The sequence below is a fragment of the Paenibacillus sp. GCM10027628 genome (genome assembly GCF_042676385.1).
Taxonomy (GTDB): domain Bacteria; phylum Bacillota; class Bacilli; order Paenibacillales; family NBRC-103111; genus Paenibacillus_E.
This window is the reverse complement of record NZ_JBHTHA010000033.1, coordinates 83,036-104,815: the sequence shown is the minus strand read 5'-3', so window position 1 is coordinate 104,815 and position 21,780 is coordinate 83,036. Positions and strand designations below refer to the sequence as shown.

16 protein-coding genes are annotated in these 21,780 nt (G+C 49.9%); 2 read left to right on the top strand and 14 right to left on the bottom strand.

Annotated elements, in window-relative coordinates; all coding sequences use genetic code 11:
- Positions 1–149 precede the first annotated feature (149 nt).
- The 13 genes from ACFQZT_RS21455 to ACFQZT_RS21395 form a co-directional block, all read right to left on the bottom strand.
- Positions 150–1,130 carry an aldo/keto reductase gene (locus ACFQZT_RS21455; protein ID WP_379302884.1) on the bottom strand — a complete coding sequence of 327 codons (981 nt, stop codon included), beginning with the start codon at positions 1,128–1,130 and terminating at the stop codon, positions 150–152.
- Positions 1,131–1,133: 3 nt separating this feature from the next.
- Positions 1,134–1,727, bottom strand: a complete 594-nt coding sequence (locus ACFQZT_RS21450; protein ID WP_379302883.1) for a glucose-6-phosphate isomerase — start codon at positions 1,725–1,727, stop codon at positions 1,134–1,136.
- Between the two features lie 42 nt (positions 1,728–1,769).
- Positions 1,770–2,708 carry a shikimate dehydrogenase family protein gene (locus ACFQZT_RS21445; protein WP_379302882.1) on the bottom strand — a complete coding sequence of 313 codons (939 nt, stop codon included), beginning with the start codon at positions 2,706–2,708 and terminating at the stop codon, positions 1,770–1,772.
- The gene (locus tag ACFQZT_RS21440) at positions 2,702–3,664 is read right to left on the bottom strand and encodes a phosphoglycerate dehydrogenase (RefSeq protein ID WP_379302881.1); all 963 of its coding nucleotides are present in this window, start codon (positions 3,662–3,664) and stop codon (positions 2,702–2,704) included. Before ACFQZT_RS21440 ends, ACFQZT_RS21445 begins: the two co-directional genes overlap by 7 nt.
- A gap of 15 nt (positions 3,665–3,679) precedes the next feature.
- On the bottom strand, positions 3,680–4,666 hold the full coding sequence (locus tag ACFQZT_RS21435; protein ID WP_379302880.1) for an SMP-30/gluconolactonase/LRE family protein: 987 nt from the start codon (positions 4,664–4,666) through the stop codon (positions 3,680–3,682).
- A gap of 44 nt (positions 4,667–4,710) precedes the next feature.
- Positions 4,711–5,754, bottom strand: a complete 1,044-nt coding sequence (locus ACFQZT_RS21430) for a zinc-dependent alcohol dehydrogenase (RefSeq protein WP_379302879.1) — start codon at positions 5,752–5,754, stop codon at positions 4,711–4,713.
- A gap of 29 nt (positions 5,755–5,783) precedes the next feature.
- Complete coding sequence (locus tag ACFQZT_RS21425; protein ID WP_379302878.1) at positions 5,784–6,743, bottom strand: PfkB family carbohydrate kinase; 960 nt, start codon at positions 6,741–6,743, stop codon at positions 5,784–5,786.
- The gene (locus tag ACFQZT_RS21420; RefSeq protein WP_379302877.1) at positions 6,740–7,786 is read right to left on the bottom strand and encodes a glycoside hydrolase family 88 protein; all 1,047 of its coding nucleotides are present in this window, start codon (positions 7,784–7,786) and stop codon (positions 6,740–6,742) included. Before ACFQZT_RS21420 ends, ACFQZT_RS21425 begins: the two co-directional genes overlap by 4 nt.
- Positions 7,783–8,463 (bottom strand): ThuA domain-containing protein, encoded by a 681-nt coding sequence (locus tag ACFQZT_RS21415; RefSeq protein ID WP_379302876.1) that lies wholly within the window; start codon positions 8,461–8,463, stop codon positions 7,783–7,785. Before ACFQZT_RS21415 ends, ACFQZT_RS21420 begins: the two co-directional genes overlap by 4 nt.
- 224 nt (positions 8,464–8,687) lie before the next feature.
- Positions 8,688–10,733: an alpha-galactosidase gene (locus ACFQZT_RS21410; RefSeq protein ID WP_379302875.1), complete on the bottom strand. Its 2,046-nt coding sequence runs from the start codon at positions 10,731–10,733 to the stop codon at positions 8,688–8,690.
- Positions 10,734–10,820: 87 nt separating this feature from the next.
- Complete coding sequence (locus ACFQZT_RS21405) at positions 10,821–12,440, bottom strand: extracellular solute-binding protein (protein WP_379302874.1); 1,620 nt, start codon at positions 12,438–12,440, stop codon at positions 10,821–10,823.
- Positions 12,441–12,562: 122 nt separating this feature from the next.
- A complete protein-coding gene (locus ACFQZT_RS21400; protein ID WP_379302873.1) occupies positions 12,563–13,453 on the bottom strand; it encodes a carbohydrate ABC transporter permease in 891 nt (296 codons plus the stop codon).
- 29 nt (positions 13,454–13,482) lie between these two features.
- A complete protein-coding gene (locus ACFQZT_RS21395; protein WP_379302872.1) occupies positions 13,483–14,406 on the bottom strand; it encodes an ABC transporter permease in 924 nt (307 codons plus the stop codon).
- Between the two features lie 227 nt (positions 14,407–14,633).
- Here ACFQZT_RS21395 and ACFQZT_RS21390 point away from each other — a divergent pair, with 227 nt between their 5' ends.
- A complete protein-coding gene (locus tag ACFQZT_RS21390; protein WP_379302871.1) occupies positions 14,634–16,175 on the top strand; it encodes a response regulator in 1,542 nt (513 codons plus the stop codon).
- A gap of 17 nt (positions 16,176–16,192) precedes the next feature.
- Positions 16,193–17,944, top strand: a complete 1,752-nt coding sequence (locus ACFQZT_RS21385) for a cache domain-containing sensor histidine kinase (RefSeq protein ID WP_379302870.1) — start codon at positions 16,193–16,195, stop codon at positions 17,942–17,944.
- A 71-nt stretch (positions 17,945–18,015) separates the two neighbouring features.
- Here the strand turns inward: ACFQZT_RS21385 and ACFQZT_RS21380 are convergent, their stop codons facing one another.
- Complete coding sequence (locus ACFQZT_RS21380) at positions 18,016–21,765, bottom strand: OmpL47-type beta-barrel domain-containing protein (RefSeq protein ID WP_379302869.1); 3,750 nt, start codon at positions 21,763–21,765, stop codon at positions 18,016–18,018.
- Positions 21,766–21,780: the final 15 nt, after the last annotated feature.

The window sequence follows — 21,780 nt, the reverse complement described above, 5'->3', positions numbered from 1 at the left end:
CCCTCCCATTTTTACTGCGCGAAAAATCGTTGAATATCTATAGAGTACTAGAATCAGACGATCTTTTGAATAAAAAAGATAGAAAGCCCGGTTCCTGTTAGGAAACGAGCTGTATCACGCTTGTGGGGAATATCATTCCGCCATGGATTTTACCAAGAATAGGATTCGGGAGCAGGACCGCCGGGTCCAGGGAATATTTCGTCAAGTCTATGCATGACGGATGCGTCAAGCTTGATCTCAACAGCGCGGAGCACATCACGCAACTGCTCAACCGTACGCGGCCCAATAATCGGCCCGGTGAGCGCAGGGTTGGCAAGCACCCAAGCAAGTGCGACGTTAGATTCCTTCTCGCCCAGTTCACGGCAAAGAACGGAGAACGCTTCGAGACTGGATCTGTTCTTCTCAATGACAGCTGCCTGTTGCGCTGTGCGATTGCTTATGGTCGGATTCAGCGCGTTGCCGCCGAGAACGCCTCCCGCCAGCGGACTCCATGCCACGACGCCGAGCCCAAGATCATGTGCAGCCGGTAGAACTTCCAGCTCGGGCGTCCGGTTGAGCAGGCTGTAAATATGTTGCTCGACGACCAGGCCCATGAACTTGCGTTCTTTTGCAGCTGCTTGTGCTTTGACCAGATGCCAGCCGGCAAAATTGCTGGAGCCAATATAATCGGCTTTTCCTTGGCGCACGACACCTTCGAGAGCTTCCCACAGCTCTTCCCACTGTGTGCGCCAGTCGATATGGTGCATGAAGAAAAGCTCCACATGTTCCGTTTGCAAGCGCCGAAGCGATCCCTCCAAGTGGCGGCGGATTTTGTAAAGGGAGAGTCCCTTTTCATCATTTGGTCCGTCCAGCGGATCGCATATTTTTTCGTAAGCTTTGGTAGCGAGAATGACCCGTTCACGGCGGTTGCCCCCTTGCGCAAACCAGCGACCGATGATTTTCTCCGTAGCTCCCGCGTTTTCGCCCCAACCGTAAATATTCGCAGTGTCAAAAAAGTTAATGCCTGCATCGAGCGCTTCATCCATGATACGGAAAGCTTCCTTCTCATCCGTAGAAACTCCGAAGTTCATTGTGCCAAGACATAGCCGGCTAACCTTCATCCCGGTTCTTCCCAGATAGGTGTATTCCATGCGTTAATTTTCCTCCCCGGCACTCCATTTTGGGTTGTCGACAATGGCAGGAACTCCATTCTCTTCAATAATCAGCTTGCGAAATCCTTTGGTCTCGATTGTGCCGTAATCGTGCCCCGAATCGGCGCGATAGACGAAAAACGTCACAAGCGATTCGCTCCCTGTATTTACGCTGCGGTGGGCATAGCGTGGCGGGACGTATACGGCCTGGCCGGGGGTGAAACGTTCGGCTTTCCATTCCCCCTCTGGATTCTCCATCAGCATGTACCCTTCCCCGCTCAAGCAATAGTACACTTCAGGGGTATCCAAAATGGTATGAAAATGTCCCTTGGTCATGTAATATTCACGTCCGACTTTCCCGGGATGCACGATGCTCGTTCCAAACAACAGCTCGTTCGGGGTTTCCGGCATCGTCAGCTCATAAAATTCATAAACAAGCGGATCTCCTTCCGACACCAGATTAGCAAACTCCTTGTCGTTTTCGTACATACCGGCCATTTTAGACAACAGCCGTTTGGTAGGCGTATAATCTTTAGATAATCCGCTTTTCAAATCGAAGTGAGCGGCAAAAGGAAGTGTGACAGCTTGTGAACTCATCTAGTTTCTCTCCAATCTATCGGTAAAGTCTGGCAAATAAAATTAGCGCAAGGTGCCTGCGATTCTCTCAAGCTCTGCAAATGTGTCCGGCTGAATGTCCAAGTGGAACACTTCTTGAATCACTTGGGTCCATCCGTGAATGAAATAGATCCACCCGTCTTCGACGTAAAGACGGCTTCCTTGCTTTTGTCGGTTGGCTTGGTGTAAATAATCGAGTGCGCCCCGGTAATTGAGCTCCCAAACCAGACTATCAGGCGGAAAGCGTCCCTCATCGGTAATGGGCGAGCCGGGCTGGTCTTTACCTAGTCCTGTGGCATTAACAACCAGTGAATGTGGCTTCAACCCGCTCATTATTTCATCGTTCTTGGTCGCTTCCGGCGTTAAATAATAGGCTGCTGAAACATCCGGCGCAACCAGCTTCATGATCCGCTCAATTTCGTCCAGACGCGGCTTGCTCCGGTTGGACACGATCAGCTTAGTCGGCCGGCTCGCTTTGCGCGGATCAAGCAGATAGGCGGAGATCGCTATCGCGCTGCCGCCTGCGCCCATGACAAACAGCTCGCCGCCATGCTCCTCCCAGTAGTTCTTCGGGACGAAGGCTTCCAGAGCCAACCCGCTGGAGATCGGGTCTTTGGCATAGCCTTCCAGCTTGCCATCTTTCTTGGAAATACAGGAAAGTTCGCCGAACATCGTGGCATAGGGATCCAGATAATCAAACAAATCTTTAGCCGCATGGTAGAGATCGATTTTATGCGTCGTTACCAGCGCCCCAAGCGATAGTTCATCATTTTTAATAAATTCCACGGCTTGCCGGTACATGGCAGCATCAGCGTGAATGCCGATGTCGATGCCTTGAATGACTGCGTCCTTGAGACCCAGTGCTTCCGCCCAGAGCGGGAATAGTTTCATAATTGAAGATTGAGTTGTCGTCACGCCGATGAAATAAAGCGTCGGCCGTTCGGCTTTTTGCAACGTTAGCATCGTGCCTCTCCTTTCGAAAGTGATTCCAGCATTTCAAGTAAATTGCGCGTCGAGAACGTCGCCATTCTCTCCACGGCTTCTTTGGTGAAAGCCCCGGTGTGAGAGGTTAGCAGAAACTGATCCAAACCTAACAATAGATGGCCCGCTTCCGGCGGCTCCATAGAGAACACATCTTGAGCGGCCCCGGCAATTTCACCCCCGACAAGAGCCTCATACAAAGCTACTTCGTCCACGAGCTCCCCTCTGGACGTATTAATGAGAAGCGCTGAACGCTTCATCCTGCCTAATGTTTGTCTATTCATCAAGTGCTTCGTCTCCTGCGTATACGGAAGATGCAGCGATACGACATCAGACTGCTCCAGCAGCGTACCCAGATCCTGAAAACGGCGGATACCGTTCTCTTCCAGGAACGATTCGTCGCGCAAGTACGGGTCGTAGATCGCAGCGTGCATGCGAAGCCCTTTGGCCCGCAGCGCAACCTCTCTACCGATCTGGCCTCCGCCAACCACACCGATGGTCTTGGAGGTAAGCTCGACGCCCATGACCCGCCCCCATCCTCCTTGCTTGACGGTGGCGACATTTTGCGGAATATGTCTGGCCAGTGCAAACAAGAGACCGATTGCGTGCTCGGCTACAGAAATGTGGTTCGTGCCCGCCGCATTTCGGACCTCGATGCCAAGTTCCCTGGCTTTCTCAAGATCAATATTATCCATGCCCATGCCGTATTTAGAGACAGCACGCAAATCCTTGCACCTCTCAAGAACCGCTGCAGGCAGCGGATCGACCCCTATGATGATGCCGACGACGCCGTCGCCGGCAAGTTCGATGATTTCCGTCTCCGTCATCGTGCGTCCGAGCCGGTTCTCCACGATCTCGTAGCCCTTTTCGGCAATGAGCGGGTATACGGTGTCTTTGTAATTATGAAATGATTTCGGAGTAATAAGCACTTTACCCATCGGAAGAAAACTCCTTTACAAATCAAGCTCTGACATGGTCGCAGGCAGCTCGTGCTTGGTATTGATTTTGCCTGGGCCCGTTACAAGATCGAAGCAGGAAACGATAAGCTTCCCGTTCCAAATAATCGGCTCGCTAGGCTGATCAAGCTCGCCATCAAAGCCGTCGGAGTCCGGGCTTTGGGCGTAGCGCTCGACTGTGCCGTCCGGATATACTTTGGCAATCGCATTGGCTGAGAAGTCGGCAATATACAAATGGCCCGCTTCATCCATAATCATGCCGTCCGTCGTTTGCAATTGATCCGGATTTTTCGCCCAAACGACGTTATCCTTCACCGTACCGTCCGGGTTGAACGTAATCTTGTGAACCGCACCGTCGCCGAAATTGCCTACATACAAGTTGCCTTGCGGATCGAATTCGATGCCGTCAGCTCCGTACTGGTCATTTTCATTCAGGGTAAGCAGCGTTGTCAGCATATGCGGATCTTCCAGCGTATTATTGACTTGAATGCCTTCCTCATCGAGCCCGAACCGATAGACACAGCTTCGCAGCAGGCCTGTAGGATCTTTCACCTTAGTCAACACACTCTGCGTGACGTACATGTGCGATCCGCGAACACGGATCCCGTTCGGATGCTCCATCCCTTCCGCAACAACGGTCAACTTTGCGACGCGGTCATCCTCAATGCGAAGCCGCAGAATCCGGCCTTTAAAGCTGCCTGCCTGCGAGCCCGACCAGCCTTGATTGTCGCAAATATACAGGTCACCGTCAGGGCCGAAGGCGATGCCCATCGGGCAAGCGATCCCCGTATCCGTGTGAACGGGCACATCGACCCATTTGCGTACGTGTCCCTCAGTATCGATTTTCACAAGGCAGCCTGGACGCGAATGATCGGCAAAATTCGGGCATGACAGCACCAATGTGCCATCCGGCGCTATCGCCATGCCGTCCGGTGTCGTAACATGTTCTTCCGGCAGCAGGGTAAACAATCTTGGTTTTTTCACGATAAATTCCTCCTTCAAGTTAAATGTCTGGTCGCTGCGTTCATTTACTCAAACGTGATGACTGTTTTCTTCTGGCCGCTATTTTGCTCAACAAATTCGAACGCTTCAAGAATTCGGTCAAACTCAAACACCTTCGATACGAACATTTCCGGTTTCAGAACACCGCATTCGATCCAGCTCATCACTTGCCTGTGGCATTCCGACTCTTCCAACTTGGATGGCCATTGAATGAAATCCAGATGCCAGTTATACGGCGCTTTACTCCAATCCAGGCGCATTTCAGTCTCGGGCGAAATCCCGTAACAGCCAATATGCCCGTATGGCGCAAGGAGCTCCATGCTTTGGTTAATAATTTCGTTTTTACCGACGGCATCTACAGCAAAATCGACGCCGTCATGGCAAACGTTCCTCACCTCTGCCGTCAAATCGCATTTCTTGCTGTTGAAGGCATAGTCCGCACCGGCTAGCAGCGCCTCTTCCACCTTCACGTCACTCGTTACCGAAGCAATGATGGGCCCCATGCCAAGCAGCTTGGCAAACGTGATGAATGTAAGTCCGACGGGACCGGCTCCGAAGACGACCAAGCTCGCATTCGGACGGAACCCGAATCGCTTGCAAGCGCTGAGCACCTCACGAAAGGTCACGATCATGGGAGCAACATCCGTATCGATATCATGCGGAAGCCGCTGCTGGGCATAATAAGCTTCCGAGAATTCCGGAGAGCCAGGCCCTTTGCCGTCCTCCAGCAAAGATTGGCCGTCTCCTACAATTGCATATTCGGAGAAAGCCCCCCAACCGGCATGCAATCCTTCTGTCACACTTTCGAGAAACGGGAGCAGTACAAGATCCCCCACCTGCAAGTGACGGACTCGAGCCCCGGTCTCCATCACACGGCCTACCCCTTCATGCCCAAGCACAGCGGGATAGGTATCAAATCCTTTGAATTCGCCATGAATCAGTTTCAAATCCGTTCCACGGCAAATGCCGCAGCTAACCATCTTCACTAGCGCCTGATACTCCCCATACGCGGGTTTCGCTATGTCTCGAACGGCCAACTGTCCGTCTTTATCTACGACCAGACTCTTCATAGTTTCTAACTCCTTTCTGCTCGAAACGTTCAGCCCAACAGCGCCTCTATCTCCTCTTTCGTCGGTAACGAAGGTATTGCACCGATACGGGTAGTTGCCAGTGACCCCGCCGCATTAGCAATTTGCAGCATCTGATGCAGCCCTTGGTCCATGTTGGGCGTCCCCGCTTTCATTCGCTGCGCAAAGCCGTGCAGCATCGCTGCCACGAAAGCGTCTCCGGCTCCCGTCGTATCCACGACATGAGCAGGATATCCGGCCACATAACCGCTGGATTGCCCATTGGTGTAGTAACAGCCGTCTTTACCCATCGTAACAACGACAAGCTTGGCTCCCCGATCCAAAATATACCTGCCGCATGCCTCGACATCAGCGCATCCGGTAATGAACTTATACTCTTCTTCGCTAATTTTGACAAAATCGGCATAGCCGAACCCCTCATTTATTTCCTTGTACGCATGTTCAGGGTCTCGCCATAGATCCATGCGCAAATTCGGGTCATAGGAAATCAGCAGCTTATGGGCGCGGGCAAATTTCAATGCACGAAGGGTGGCCGCTTTGCTGCTCTCGCTTCCTAGACTGATGGATCCGTAATGGAAAATTGCCGCATTGCAAAAATAAGATTCTATGATTTCATCCGGAGAGAGACGCATATCCGCCCCCGGATGGCGATAAAAGATGCAATCTCTGTCTCCGTCCGGTTTTTGCGCCACGAAAGAAAGCGTTGTCCGGGTTTCCTCGTCGAACGCCAAATAAGAGGTGTCCACGTTCAAATCCTGAAGCACACTTTTCAAATAGTATCCGAACGGATCACGCCCAACTTTGCCGATGAATCCGGCAGTCCCCCCCAATTTCACAATACCGGCTGCAACATTAGCCGGAGCCCCTCCCGGAGCTTTGTGAAAACCTGCGCTCTCCATCAACGAGACATCTTTGTTCGTAGATACGAAATCGATTAAAAGTTCCCCTAAACAAATGACATCCAGACTCATAGCTCTCCTCCTTTGCCTCTCTCCGGCGATGCTCCGGCTTCGCCTGCTGGATTTGCGGGTGTCAGGCTGAACGACCTAACTGCGCTTTCCATCAGCAAAAAGAACGCCTGACTTTCCGGAGCGGTCCCCGGCCGGTCAAAAAATGGCGCTGCGCAGGCCCCTTGAACAAGTCCGCTGCTGTCAACACGCGCGTGAGCCGCTCTTCTCATGGCATCCGCATAACGCAAATAAGCTGGATCCATTACCCCCATGCCGATAGCCCGATAAATCGTATAGCTCAGCATTTGTGCCGCATTGGTTTCGACAAATGTTTCAGGATCGTCCATTACGTCGTGAAATAATCCGTCCTCTTCTCGCCAATGCGCCAAACAGCCGTCAACCGTTTCCTGCAAATAACGGGAAATCCGGTTACTCTCTTCGTGCATCGAACCGGGCAGGCTGCCCAGAACCCTGACCATACCGGCTGCGGCCCATCCGTTGCCTACGCCCCAATGCGCTTTACGAACGAACGATTTCGCACCAGCATCCCATATATGAGAATACAGCTGGGCCTCAGGGTCCCACAGCAGCTTCCTGTAGCCATCAATTTGCTTCACCGCTTCTTCGTAATAGCCGGATACCGCCAAAAATGGGGGTGCCATATAGAATGAGTCAATCCATACCTGCGGCTTATCCACGACATGGTACAAAATTCCCTCTTCGGTTCGGGGTGCTTGATGCAGCAGCCACTCGAGCATTCTTGCCGCTGCCTGTGCAAACAACGGGTCGCCAGTGCTCTGTGCGGCATAAGCAACAGCTTCGCCATTCGCAGCCGAGTCCGTGACTGAATATCCGTCATTCATGACGCCGAGCTTACCTGAGGCGTCCTGCCGGACAACCGCATCTCTCGCCAGTAATATGGCCAGTTCAAAATCACCCGATTCCAGCATAGCCTGAGCGGCGACTCCCTGTTCCCACGAATATCTCTGCATACTGAGCAGCGCTCTTTTTACTCGTTCCACTCGCTGCTCAGCATCAATGAGGTTAGGCATCCTCTCTGTCACGGCGCCGTCTCCTCCTTCGTTGTCATTTCCGGATTTACCGATCTGCTCGAGCCGGCAATCCAAGCGATCGCTTCGCCAAGAAGCCGGACTACGTCCGGATGTCCCAATCCTTCAGGTCGATGTGCCGGCGTGAAGCAGCACACCCGACCTTCTCCATATGCATGCCTCCAGGCAGCAATAGATTTCCCGTCTATCGATGAAGAACGAAGATAAACCTCCGTCTGATCTTCCTGACAGCTTACAAAATAATGTTCGTCGCGTATCGTAAACCTGCTGTCCGTTCCTTCGTAATCCACCTTCTGGTGCATCTCCGGATGGGAGAGGAAATACCCTCGCAGCATCTGAACATAGCCGCCGTTAACCGGGTAGGAAGCAAGTCCGGAATGCCACGCCAGCCAACCGCCGCCTCCCTCGACATAACGTTGAATGGCTCCCGCAATTTCCTCAGTCATCCACAGCGATTGCGAATCGCCTTCGGGATCAAGCCGATTCTCCTTGAAAACAACGACAGCATCCGGTTTCTCTTCCAATGAATGGATCAATTCCGCAATGCCAACGATTTTCACTTCCTTCAAATTGCGCTCTCCGATTCCGGACATCACTGCAGACAGCAAAGTTTCCTCAATCTTATCTCCACGGTGATAATAGTCGCCTAGGACGGCAATAATTTTATACATAGGTCACCCCTTATGAGCGTTGATTTCAATTTATCGGGTTTGCAGGCGGCAACTTACTCTCTCATGTAAGTTCATCATAAAGGTATAAGCAAACGGGCAGTACCCCACATCTTTCGCAAAACCTGTATATTTATTCGATGTTGGGTTCGAGTCCCTCTTATAAAAGAACAGTGGCCCGGGAAGTCGGCACTTTGAAGTAAAGTGCGACTCTCCGGGCCACTGTATCAGGACCGAATCCATTTAAAAATCTTCGACTCTGCCGGTTCCAACCGAACGTTTATATCACCTGACAACTGTTGAACCGTCTCCTCCTCCCAAAGATCATAAAGCGAATAAGCCTCATGATTCGGCAGGCCCAAGCGTTCCATGGGAATGGTTTTCTGAATCGTTTCATTTTTGTCATAGTTAAACACGGCGATAAAACATTCGCCATTTTCTTCCATTTTGAAGAAAACGTCGGCTGCAGCTTCACCGGTATTCCCTTCAAGCGGCACAAAACTCTTTCCTGCCTGTGCGATTTTTAAGAGCTCAGGCCGGGTTAACCACGCCTTAGCCCTGGTACCCGCTTCCTCGTTGCGGAAATCATCCCCCATCAGGAGCACCGTTCCGGCAATCAGTGAAGCGTTAAGACGGCTCCGCCCCTCCTGCAGCATTGTAGGCTCCTGATTAAAGCTTTTGTACAACACGGTATGGTCGGGATCATTGAAAGGAAACACGGTCCCATTCATCCACCAGCCATGTGTGAGTGAATTCAACATATATTCCGTATCTTTCAACGTACCGAAAGCATCGCATGAGATGCGCCGGCTATGGGCATATTGATGCGGGAACATCGGCGCAATGGACAAATTGATGAAGAATGGCCGTCCGACGACCTCAGGATCCAGCCTCTTCTTGATCAACGCCATACCGAGGTTGTAGGCCTGAATTCCCGTACGCACTTCCTTATCGAAGTGCATCCCTTCCAGCGCGCCGTGTCCGAGGAAGTCGAGTTTAATATACTCGAAGCCCCACTTCACAAAACGTTCGAGATGCCACTCCGTACGCTGCAGGTTGCCCGGATGTGTTGGATCGATCGCAAGCCCGCCATCCAATTCGGGCAAAACTTGACCCTGTTCATCGCGTAGCAAGAGGTCTCTGTATGTGTACTTGCCATCCGTGCCTTCTACAATCTGATCGAAGTCGCTTCCCCAGAAGGCAAAAGGCGTCCAGTAGATGCCGGGCTTTTGTCCATTGGCTAGAACGTGACGCACTGCGTCTTCGAGCTGTTGTTCCGATAAGTTCGTCCAGAACGAATCAAAGTTGATATAAACCGTCTCATGATGATGAAACCCGCCTTCGTGCAAACTCTTCAAAAAGTCCGACGTATGGACATAAAGCTCACAATCAAGGTCCGCCCCTGCGGCCGACCAGCTGTTCCATCCGAACGGGACCCCGTGTTCCCAACGAAGAGGCGGAGCAATCACAGCATTTGCCCTTCCGTATTCTTCCAGTCCAGATCTGTAATCCGCATACATGCCCACAAAGATACGCGGTGAAGCAATAGTAGTGCCGATCAGCGTACCGTGAGGAATCGTGTCGCGCGTATAATCGCTTGCCGCTCCTCCGTATACTTCTAATTGGTGAATGGCCGCTCCTTCATCTCCGGCTATTTTCAGACCGGTTTTCCATGTATCATGAGTGACCGAACCGACAATGAAGCCCTTTCTCGATGCAGGTTCGAAAATAGCCGTCACCTCATAGCTTTCCAGTTGGCCGGGCATCACGACGGATTCGTAACGCACCCACTTGTCGTTATCGAAAGGTACCAGCAGCGCCCGCAGTTCCTTGGCTTCCAGTCCCAAAGAAATGGCTGATGAATCCTGCGAGACTTCGATCTTCAGTGGAGAGAGATAGTTCGTCTCCAGCTCATCCGTTGCGTTCTCCAGCTCGACTTGAACGAAGAAGTAAGGCGTTTGATCGTACACCCAAAACGTCTGCTTCATGTCCGGAAGCGACTCCGCTTTATGAATCACAGAGAACTTACAGCCAGTGCCGAAATCATCTAGGATCGTTTGAGTGCCGCTAGCTGCCAGCTTGTGCTCCGAATATTCGGTCGAAGCAACATGCTTGCCTCCAATCTGTGCTGCACTATAAGCGCCGGCCAACCGGCTCCCGCCGGACCATTCGTAATCCGTCAAGCCTGTCGCCAAGTCGACGGTAATCCGGTAGGATCCATTTCCTGCAATCACTTGTCCATTCAACTCTTGAAAGATCATATTGGCTATCATCGTTAACCCGCTCCATTCATTATTATATGCCATCAAATAAAGAAGGAAGCCGGAACAGTGCCTCGGCTTCCTGAACCGCATTATCCCTTATTTCCAAAGATCCATGCGTTTCTTGTAATTGTCGTTAATGATCTTCTCTACTTTCTCATCACCGGCAGCCTTCATGTCGGCAAGCATTTTATCGAACAGTGCGGCTGCATCCGTATCGGTTTTAGCAATAATGACTTTGGTAATCGTCTGACTCATAATATCCGAAACCTTCTGGCTGACTAGCGCATCCGGCGTGCCGCCGGCAGGACCGAGGTTATCGTATATGGATGTATCCCACACCGTGTCGGACAAGTTCTTCAGTGCCATCTGGTCAATCTCGCCACGCTGGTAACGGCCCGGCAAATCATACGGCGTACCGTCGGAGCCTTTACCGTTTTTCACGAACCAGGTCCATTTGCGAATACCGGTTTTCTTCGCGTAGTTATCCCAATCGTCTTTAAAGCCTTGAAGCACTTCCGGACGCGGCGTATGCTTGCCGTCCTTCATATCCCAGTGCACACCCTCTATCCCCCACATGAGCAGGTATTGGCCTTCTTCGCTGGCAAGGAAATCAATGAGCTTCATCGTTCTTTCCGGATTTTTATTCGCCTTCGTGATGGCAATGGCATCCCAGCCGAGCGTGCTCTTCGGCCCTAATGTCGTTTTGGCCGGATCAACGCCAGGTCCCACAAGCTTATACGGGTAGAGCTGCTTTTCAGGTCCGCCTGCCTTCTTGAGAACTCCGTTAGGCGTTCCGAAATCCCAATAAGCGCCAGGCGCTGCAAAGGCGAGTCCGTTAGAAATCTTTTGCTCCCAGGTTTGCTTCTTGTTGACCGGCCATTCCGGATCGATCAGGCCTTCGCGATACAGTTTGTTTAAGTACATGAGCATGTCCTTGAACTTCGGATCCTTCACATCGTACTTCAGCATGCCGTTCTCTTCATAGTAGGACTTCATCCCCCACATGCCTTTGAACGTTCCCAGCACGGCGCCCATATTTTCACCGTTGAAGGTCATCGGGAATACGTCCTTGCCGTCCGCTTTGCCAAACTTTGCTTTAAAATCCTTCAGCAGCACTTCAAATTCATCTGCCGTAAACGGCTTTCCGCCTTCAGCTTTGTCCGGGGCAAGCTGCTTAAGCCAATCCATGCGCATATTCATGGCGAATACCGGTTCGTTCTCCGGGCCGTACCAATTGGACAGATAGTAGTTTTTCCCATCGGTGTACCGCGTCTTGTTCAAGGTGTCGCCGTACATTTTCTTGACGTTAGGGCCGTATTTCGCAATCAGATCATCCAGCGGAATAATCGCCCCTGCTGCGATGTACTTGTTGACGATATCTCCTCCGCGATCCATCAGCACAACATCCGGCAAATCGCTGCTGGCCAGCATCAGATTCAGCTTTTCTGCAGGATTGCCCGTTGGCTGCTGAATTTCAATTGTAACGCCCGTCCGTCTCGTAATTTCCTTGGCAACATCGTTCGTGAATGCGTCGCCTGTATTTTTATCAAAGAACGTCAATTTAATCGGCGTCATATCGTTTGCTTTGCTGTCGGTTGAAGCTGCCGGCTTATCGCTAGGCGGATTTGCAGCTTCCTTCGTGGAACAACCGGCGATGACGGAACCCATAAGAACCGTTGAAAGCAGCACATTGAACGTTTTCCTAGTCTTGAACATGGACCAATTCCCCCTCGACTGATCATGATTGGATACTGATTTTACATTGTTTGAAGTGAATTCATCTTATCCGCTGCGGATAGTGATCACAACCACCGCCTTTCATGAATGTGAAAGATGGATCAGGCTTTAACCGCTCCCACGGTCATGCCTTTGACAAAATATTTTTGCAGGAACGGATACACAATAACAATGGGTAGTGTCGCGACAATCGTTGCGGCCATCCGGATCGAATCCGACGATACGGCCAGACGTTTGGCCGAGTCGGCCATTTGCTGCGCATCCGATACCATGGAAGACGTCTGATACTGGTTCAAAATTTTGACGAGAACGGCTTGTAAGGTCTTCAGTTCCGGCTTATAGGTGAATACATAGGAATCGAACCATGAATTCCAATGGCCGATCGCCGTAAAAAGCCCTATCGTAGCAAGCACCGGAACCGTTAGCGGCAATACGATTTGGATGAAGATTTGCAGATCGTTCGCGCCATCTATCTTAGCAGATTCATCTAGTTCCCCTGGAAGCTGCTGTATAAATGTGCGTACCAGGATCATAAAAAACACATTCATCAGGCCAGGGGCGATATACACCCAGAACGTATCGATGAGGTGCAAGCTTTTTAAGATCATATAATACGGAATTAAGCCGCCGCCGAAGTACATCGTGAATATGAAGAAAAGCGTGATGAACTTCCCCCCGACCAGATCGCGCTTGCTCAGCGGATAAGAAAGCAGACTGATCACTAGCACGGCGAGGGGAGTGCCGACCAGCGTTCGTGCTACGGTCACTTTGAGCCCGTTTAAAATTTCCTGATCGGATAAAATCTGCTGATAGCTTGTCAGGGAAAATACCCTTGGCCAGAAATAAACGCCGCCCCGGATCGTATCCTCCGCACTGTTTAAGGACAGCACGAGTATGTTCCAGAATGGGTAGAACGTTGCGATAAACACGATAATGAGGAACACATAAACGAACCCGGCGAAGACGATATCGCCACTCGATCTTGTTCTCAAACAGATCCACCCTTTCGTATCTTTTCTCACTAGAACAAAGATTGCTGATTCATTCGCTTGGAGAGCGTATTGACGCTGACGACCAGGATAAAAGCTACGACAGACTTGAACAGTCCGACCGCAGCGCCGTAAGAGAACATGCCGTTCTGCAGCCCGTATCGGTACGTATACGTATCGATGACGTCGGAGTATTTCAAGATGGTGTTGTTTTGCAATAAATACTGCTGATCGAACCCGGCGTTCAGAATGCCTCCAATTGCCAATATGGCCAGAATGACGATCGTCGGCCGCAAGGACGGCAGCGTGACATGAAACATTTGACGCATTCGGCTGGCTCCGTCAACTCGCGCAGCTTCATATAGTTCGGGATTAATTGCGGATATGGCAGCCAAATACATGATCGCGTTAAACCCCATATCCTTCCACATATTAGACACAGCAATGATGCCCCAAAAATAATGGCCGTTCTGGAAAAACTGCACCGGCTGCTCGGTGATATGCAGAAGCATCAACAGCTTGTTGATCAATCCTTGCGAGGAAAGCAGCGTAATGATAATGTTGGCCGCAATAACCCAAGAAATAAAATGGGGCAAGTACGATACGGTTTGAACCACTCTCTTGAATAAGCCCGTCCTCACCTCGTTGATCATCAAAGCTAGCAGAATCGGAGCCGGAAATCCGACCAGCAGCGACAGGAAGCTTTGCGCAATCGTATTACGCATGATGGTATAAAAATCTCCGCTTGTAAAGAAGTACCGAAACCACTCCAAGCCGACGAACTTGCTCGTAAAAAACTGCTCAAAAAACGAACCTCCGCCTGGGGAATAATTGATAAAAGCCATGTACAGGCCGAACATCGGACCATATGAAAATAAAAAAGTAGCGATGAAGGCGGGTAAAATCATTAAGTATAAATATTTTTGCGCTTTCATCCTTTTCAGTCGCGCTTCCATAAGTGCAACCCGCCTTTCCAGGCTGCGACGGCTGGAGCCGCTCGTTCGCAACCATAATCTTTGGTATGTTCTCATTATAAGAACGAGCAGAAAACAATTCTATACAAGCATCTTCAGAAACATATTCCAAATGAACGATCCTTCCGGGATGTCATTGTTTATTTGTGTTATACGTTCTACAATAAAATGAGTATTAACAAGCGTTCAGAAAGGTGGTAGCGCTCTCAATGTATAGCATACTTCTCGTTGACGATGAAAAAATGGAGCTCGAGATGCTCACCGATTACATTCGTTGGGGAGACATGGGAATTCGTGTCGCCGGAACAGCGAAGAATGGCAGAGAGGCGCTTCAGCGTATGGAAGAGTTCCGGCCGGATATCATCTTAACGGACGTGCGCATGCCGATTATGGACGGACTGGAATTCAGCAGACGAGCCAAACAGATCGATCGCAACGTCCAAATCGCATTTTTGAGCGGGCATGATGAGTTTCAATATATTAAATCCGCTCTATCCATTGAAGCGATCGGTTATTTGCTGAAGCCTCTCGATATGGAGGAGCTCAAGCATTTGGTGGATAAAATCAAACAGAAATGCGAGGAAATCCGGATTTCCTCGCAAACCTCTGAAGTACTCAAAGAAACCTATCTGAGGGAGCTTTTGTTGGAACAAAATCCTGCCGTTAGATCTCAATGGTTAGAGAAATTGTCTCTGCTGGCCTCACCTATGCCTACGAATGGATTCTTTCAAATTTTATATATGACCGTAGACCCTATCAGCAATCATAGTATGGAGGTCGTTGCTCTAATTCGCCAATTCGCGCAGACGGAAATACCCGGCTCCTTTCTCTGTCCAATCAAGGAAGGAACGTTCGTACTTCTCTACTGCCGTAAACTGGATGCACCATCTATGGAACTTTACCATTTAGCGGAGCAACTGATACAGCATGTAAACGACAGGAATGGCGCCACGATCTCCATTGGCGTATCCGACATTCGTTTAGGCCCGGAAAGTCTGTACGATTTGTGCACGTCCGCCAAACGAGCGAATGACAGCAAATTTTATTTCGGCTGGGGATCATGTATTAAAGTCGATCAGGCGGTCGAACCGGTGTACGAAGAGGTGAACCCTGAACCGGCCATTGCTTCAATTTGCCATGCCATTTCCCATCTGCAGGAATCTGCAGCTATCACAGAAATCCAAAGCTTCTTTGACGCCATGCGCACCTCGATGGTCGACCGGGATTTGGTATGCTCCGGCTCACTGCGTCTCATTACAGCCATTGAGCAGCATTTTGCCCATTTACTCGGGGGAGGCTCCGTTCATTCCATGTATGTCGACGATTGGAAGCGAATTGCAAGCTATTCCACCATCCATGAAATCGAAGTCCACATCACTGAAGTATGCCGTTCGATCCTCGCCCTGATGAGGGAAAAGGATAAGGACAAGAACCTGCATATCATCCATCAAATCTCAAGTCTAATCGACCGCAGCTTCAGCAGACAGCTGACCATCGAAGATATTGCGAAACAGGTATATTTATCTCCCAATTACGTTCGAACCTTATTTAAGGAAAAAACAGGGGAAACGATTCTAGAATACTTGACGCGTGTACGGATTCAACATGCCGCTGAACTGCTCAAAGACAAATCCAAAAAAATTCATGAGATTGCTGCAGCGGTAGGTTACGAGAACGTCTCTTATTTTTGCTCGGTTTTTCAGAAATTCAAAGGAACGACACCCAACGAATATCGCAAAAAACTTTTATGACATAAGGACGATTGCCAATGCTATTTCGGTTTCTAGCCAAAACATTTCTCAATCTTAGTCTGCACAGAAAGCTGTTCGCCGTCTTTTGCATCGTCTCGATCCTGCCGTTGTTATTTTTCGTTACATATTCCTATGACACGACCAAGCGGGAATTAACCGCGCAAATTTACACGAGTATGATTGCAACGACGGATCAAATTAACGCCAACCTGGAAACGAAGCTCGATTCCTATTCGAAGATTTCCGCATCGATTTATTTGGATAATACGCTGCGCCTGCTGCTCACCAAAGATTATACCGACAGCACGGATTACCTGGACTCATACATTTATTTCAATAATGTGATCAATAACATACTGGCGGCGAATCCTGACATACGGGCGGTCTCCATCTACACGAACAACACGACATTTCCTGCGGACAGCGTCTATATCAAACGAATGGACGATGCGGCAAAAACTAGCGGCTGGTATGAAGCCATCACCCATTCTTACGGGAATGTGACTTACAGTGTATCTTCAACGACTGAAGGAACTGAACCCATGTTCACGCTGGCGCGTTTACTCAATAACAACAGCTTGAACTTTCCCTACGGTATTCTTACGTTCGCTATTGCCGAAGCCGATATTTATAGGCTCATGGAAAAGGAAGATAAACTTAAAGATATTTATATCGTTAGCGAGAACGGGACGATCCTGTCCAACCGCAACAAGGCTCTTTTGAACGAAAATATTGGCAAGCTGATCCCCGGCACTTTCGGTGAGCACAGTTCAGGAAGCTTCGACAGCATGTACAACGGCGAGAAATCGCTCGTCGTTTACAACACGATCAAGAATGGCTGGAAAACGATTTCCGTCATCCCGTACAAGAGCTTCATTACAAATGCTCAAATCGCCTCCAAGCGAATCCTGCTTATCGCATTGGGCAGCATAGCCATATCCGTCTTATTGATTTATATCACGGCGCGGTTCTTCACCAAACGGATCGAATCCCTGCTTCACGTCATACGGCGAGTTGAACGGGAAGATTTTAATGTGAAGATGCGATTTATGGGGCATGACGAGATCGGCCAGTTGTCCTTCGCTTTTCAAAAAATGACCGGCCGCCTGAAAGAACTGATCAACGAGGTCTATAAGAAGGAAATTTCGAAGAAAGAAGCGGAAATGAACATGCTGCAGGCCCAAATCAATCCGCACTTTTTATATAATACGCTGGCATCCATTGCAGCATTAGCCTTAAAACATAGAGACAACACCATAAGCGAAATGGTCTCACACTTGGCCAAGTTTTACCGAATCTCCTTGAATAAAGGTAAAATGATATTGCCCATTAGCGAGGAAATCAAGCTTACGAAGTATTACATCGCCATCCAACAGCACCGTTTCGAAGGGCTTCTACGGCTTCATTATGCGATTGACGAATCGGTCCTTGTTTACCAGACGGTCAAGCTGGCTTTGCAGCCTTTTGTCGAGAATGCCATCAATCATGCCGTCTGGGACGATGAACTGGGCATTAATATCATCATCAAGGCGTACAAGGATGACCGCGATATTTATCTGGAGGTGATCGACGACGGGATGGGGATGCGGGCTGAAACGCTTGAGCGTGCGCTCAATAAAACCGATAACGTCTCGGGGTACGGTATTACCAATGTCGACAAGCGGATTAAATTGGCGTTCGGCGACGAATACGGCGTTACTCTTTATAGTAGGTTCGGCGTCGGAACGAAAGCGCAAATTCGCATTCCTTTGCGCGGTATTAGTTCATAAGTGTGATTAAAGAAAAACCGTCAGGGTCCCTGACGGTTTTTCTGCGTGCAAATCCATATGTTTGCGATTTTTTATTTACCGTCATTTTGGATGATATCATCAATGTCGGCGATGAGAATTGCGGAGAACGCTTTACTGATCTTTTTGCCGGTTTGAGCTTCGACAAAATTGCGCAACGCCTTTAATTGATGAACAGTCACATCTTTGCTATTGCTTCGCACAATCGATTCCACTTTGGCCAGCAACTCCTTGCCTTTTTCCGGAATCGTAATGGAGCCGTTCGCTACGCCGATGTTGATGAGATCCATCAGATGATTGACATCCATCTTCACCTGAAGTGTATACGTATTCGCCGTCACATTGCCTGCTGCGTCCATCGCGGATATCTCGATCAGATGGTTGCCTACGGCTAAAGTTGCAGGGGCAGCTTGGATTGGATTGTCCACGGCGGTCTTATCCAGCTGGATGGTACTCGATTTGACGCCGCTTAACGAATCCGTGATCTGAACCGGCAAGTTGAGCGGATCTGTTTGCCAAACAGTTAAAGGATTGGTGATTTGGACGACGGGGGCTGTGCGATCGATGCCTATCGTCGCTTGCTTCGCCTCCTCGACATTCCCGTATCGATCCTTCGAGCGATAACGAATGCTGTAAACACCTTCCGCGGATAGCGTTACAGGACTGTTATAAGTGACCCAATCTCCGTCATTCAATTGGTACTCAGTCAAGAGAATGCCGGTGCCTCCCGGCTGATCGACCGCGTTTAATGTCATGGTAACGTCTTTGTTAGCGAAAGTCCCGGAACCGCCGATTCCATCGAAGTTGGCAGACGTCGTTGGCGGCACGAGATCAAGTTGAAGCTTGAATAGTTTCGACTCGGCCGGTTGCAAGGCTACATCCAAGGTGCCGCTTACCTTATCCTCCGTCCCTGTCCATAGATCCGTTCGCAGGTACGAGCCGACGCCATTCAATCCCGCACGGGCCAGATTGACGGACTTCGTCGCCGATGAAGCGGCGTTGTAATTGAAGACAGCCAAATAATAAGTTCCGTTGTCATTTAACATGAACGTGTCAGCCGCATTTGCTCCGGTGTTCCCTTCAACCGCTTGGAAAGCTTTACCTCGTAAAGCGACACGGTTGATTTCCTTATTCGTCAACAGCTCGTTCATGTAGGCTTGAGCGTTCACATTATGAACGTCATCGGAATTTAGGAAGACTGTGCCGGAAATAACGGCGGAATTCACTCTGCTGCGTGCTTCGTTCAAGGAACTTGCCCTGGACAATGCCATATGATCGGGATCGGTGTATGGGTAAATCGTACCGTTCTGCCACCAGCCATAAGTGAGCGCGTTCAGCTCATATTCCGTCTCACTGATTTTGCCGTACACATCGCAAGAGATTCTACGGCTGTGTGCGTACTGGCTCGGGAATAACGGCGCAATCGACTCGCTGATGAACATGCTGCCATCAATGACGCTATTCACATAGGCCATCCCTTGATTATACGCTTGAATACCGGTCGTCACGTTCAGATCGGCATGGTTGCCTTCCAGAGAACCGTGCGTTAAGAAATCCAATTTGATATAAGTAAAGCCTAAAGCTTTAAACTTGCCCAGATAATAGTCGATTCGTGCCTTCGTACCCGGGTGAGTCGGATCAAGCGCGTAGGCGCCATCCAAAGTAGGCAAAATCTTCCCTGTGCTATCTTTTAACACAATGTCGCCGTACGTATATTGATTGTTCGTACCTTCTACGTTTTGATTCATATTGTTGCCCCAGTAAACGAAGGGAGCCCAATAAATACCGGCCTGCTGGCCATTTTGATGGATCGTTGCCACTGCTTTTTGCAACTCGGCATCGGTTAAATTATCCCAGTAGGAATCCAGGTTTATGTAGAGTGCGCCACCGTTGTTAAAATGATTGTTTTGAAGATTCGCCTTGAAGTAATTTGACGTATCGATCACATCTTGGTAGGTCAGATTGCTGCCGTACGCCCCCCAGCTATTCCAGCCCACCGGCACTTCATGGGCAACGGGAGTGTTAAAGCTTAAAGGTGGCGTGATCACGGCATTCGCACGGCCGTATTCCTCAAGACCGGCACGATAATCCGCAAAATAGCCGACAAACACGGTTGGCGATACTATTTCAGTACCGGAAATGCTTCCATGAGGTGCGGCATCGTGCGTGATGTTGGAAGAAGCTCCCCCATAAACCGTCAGGTTGTTCAATTTGTTATTAAAGCCGTTCCATGCTATGCCCGTCTTCCAAGTATCGTGGGTAACGGAGCCGATCACGAGACCGTTGCGATTCGTATTATCGTAAATAGCCGTAACTTCATACCCCGTGTTCGCAGTGTTGAACGATTGAGCCTTATACCGAATCCAATTATCATTATCGAATGGGACAAAAAGCACCCGGTTATCCGCATAGCTCCCGATATCCACGCCGCCACTATTGTTTACCACGACTGGAGCTATGTTGTTTGTCGTCATGGACGAAGCATTCACCGCTTTTAACTGGGTCATGAAGAAGCTTTTTCCTTCATATAAGGTATAAATTTGATGCAGTGCAGGCTTACCGGAAGATTCATTGATGACAGTGAACCGGAGTCCGGTGCCGAATCCGTCATGAACCGGTACGATTGCAGTGTCAGATAGAGTATGTTTGGTGTAGCTTTTGCTGGTTATGGGTTCACCCAACTGCAAGCTGCCGTATACCCCTTTTACAATTTTGGCGTCTTTCCAGGAATAATCCGCAAGACCGCTGTCTGTATGATACGATATCGTGGTCTCACCGTTTGAGAAAGTCGCTCCATACGTATAATGCGTAACGGTGATGGCACCGTACTGTTTCGACACGCCGGGGTCGCCGAGGCTTCCGCCTACGTTATCGTCTTCGCCGGGATTCGGCTCAATCCTCGGACCGACCGCGATCTTATCGAGGTCCGGGGAGTAGCCGTTACCGTCGGAGAATAGGATGGTATTGCTGCCTGCCGACAACGATAAAGTGACGACGTACGAACCAACTGTATTCCAGTCGGATGTTTTCGGAAAATCGAACGTTTCGGCGGCACCACCGTTTACACTGACTTGCGCGGAACGAGGATCGCCGGAAATATAAGAAACCGTTACTTGATAATTCCCGGTTGCCCCAACTTCGACATCATTAAATTGCAGGGAGCTGCCCTGATACAAATTGCCGACTTTCTTGCCTCCTGAGCAAGATCCGCAGCCAGACACGGACGCTTTGCCGGCAAGCGTATTCACGGCTGACTCCGCCTCGTAATATTGGGCATTTCCCGGCTGTGTGCCGCTTCCGCCATCGCCTCCGGGATTTTGAGCCGTAGACGGTGTGACGACGATCTTATCGATGTCAGGGGAATACCAGTTGCCGTCTGCGAACACGATCGTATTCGTACCGGCATTCAATTGCAATGTGACATCGAAAGAACCGACCGTGCTCCAGTCAGCCGTCTTCGGAAAATCGTAGTTTTCTGCGCTCCCTCCATTTGCACTGATATTCACCGAACGTGGATCGCCGGAAATGTACGAAACCGTTACTTTGTAACTTCCGGCTTCGCTCAGTGTAATTTCATTAAATTGTAGTGTGCTGCCTTGGTATAAGCCGCCGACCTTCTTGCCGCCAGAGCAAGCGCTGCAATCGACGACTGACGCGTTACCGCTTAATGTGTTAACCGCTGCTTCCGCTTCATACGTTTGGCTGTCCGCATACGCCGATGGAACGCCGATTCCGGCGTTCGCAGGGATGGCCAAAAGCAAAAGCATCAACAAAGCCACCCACTTTGCAATCCTTTCTCGCATAAGATCTCTCCTTGT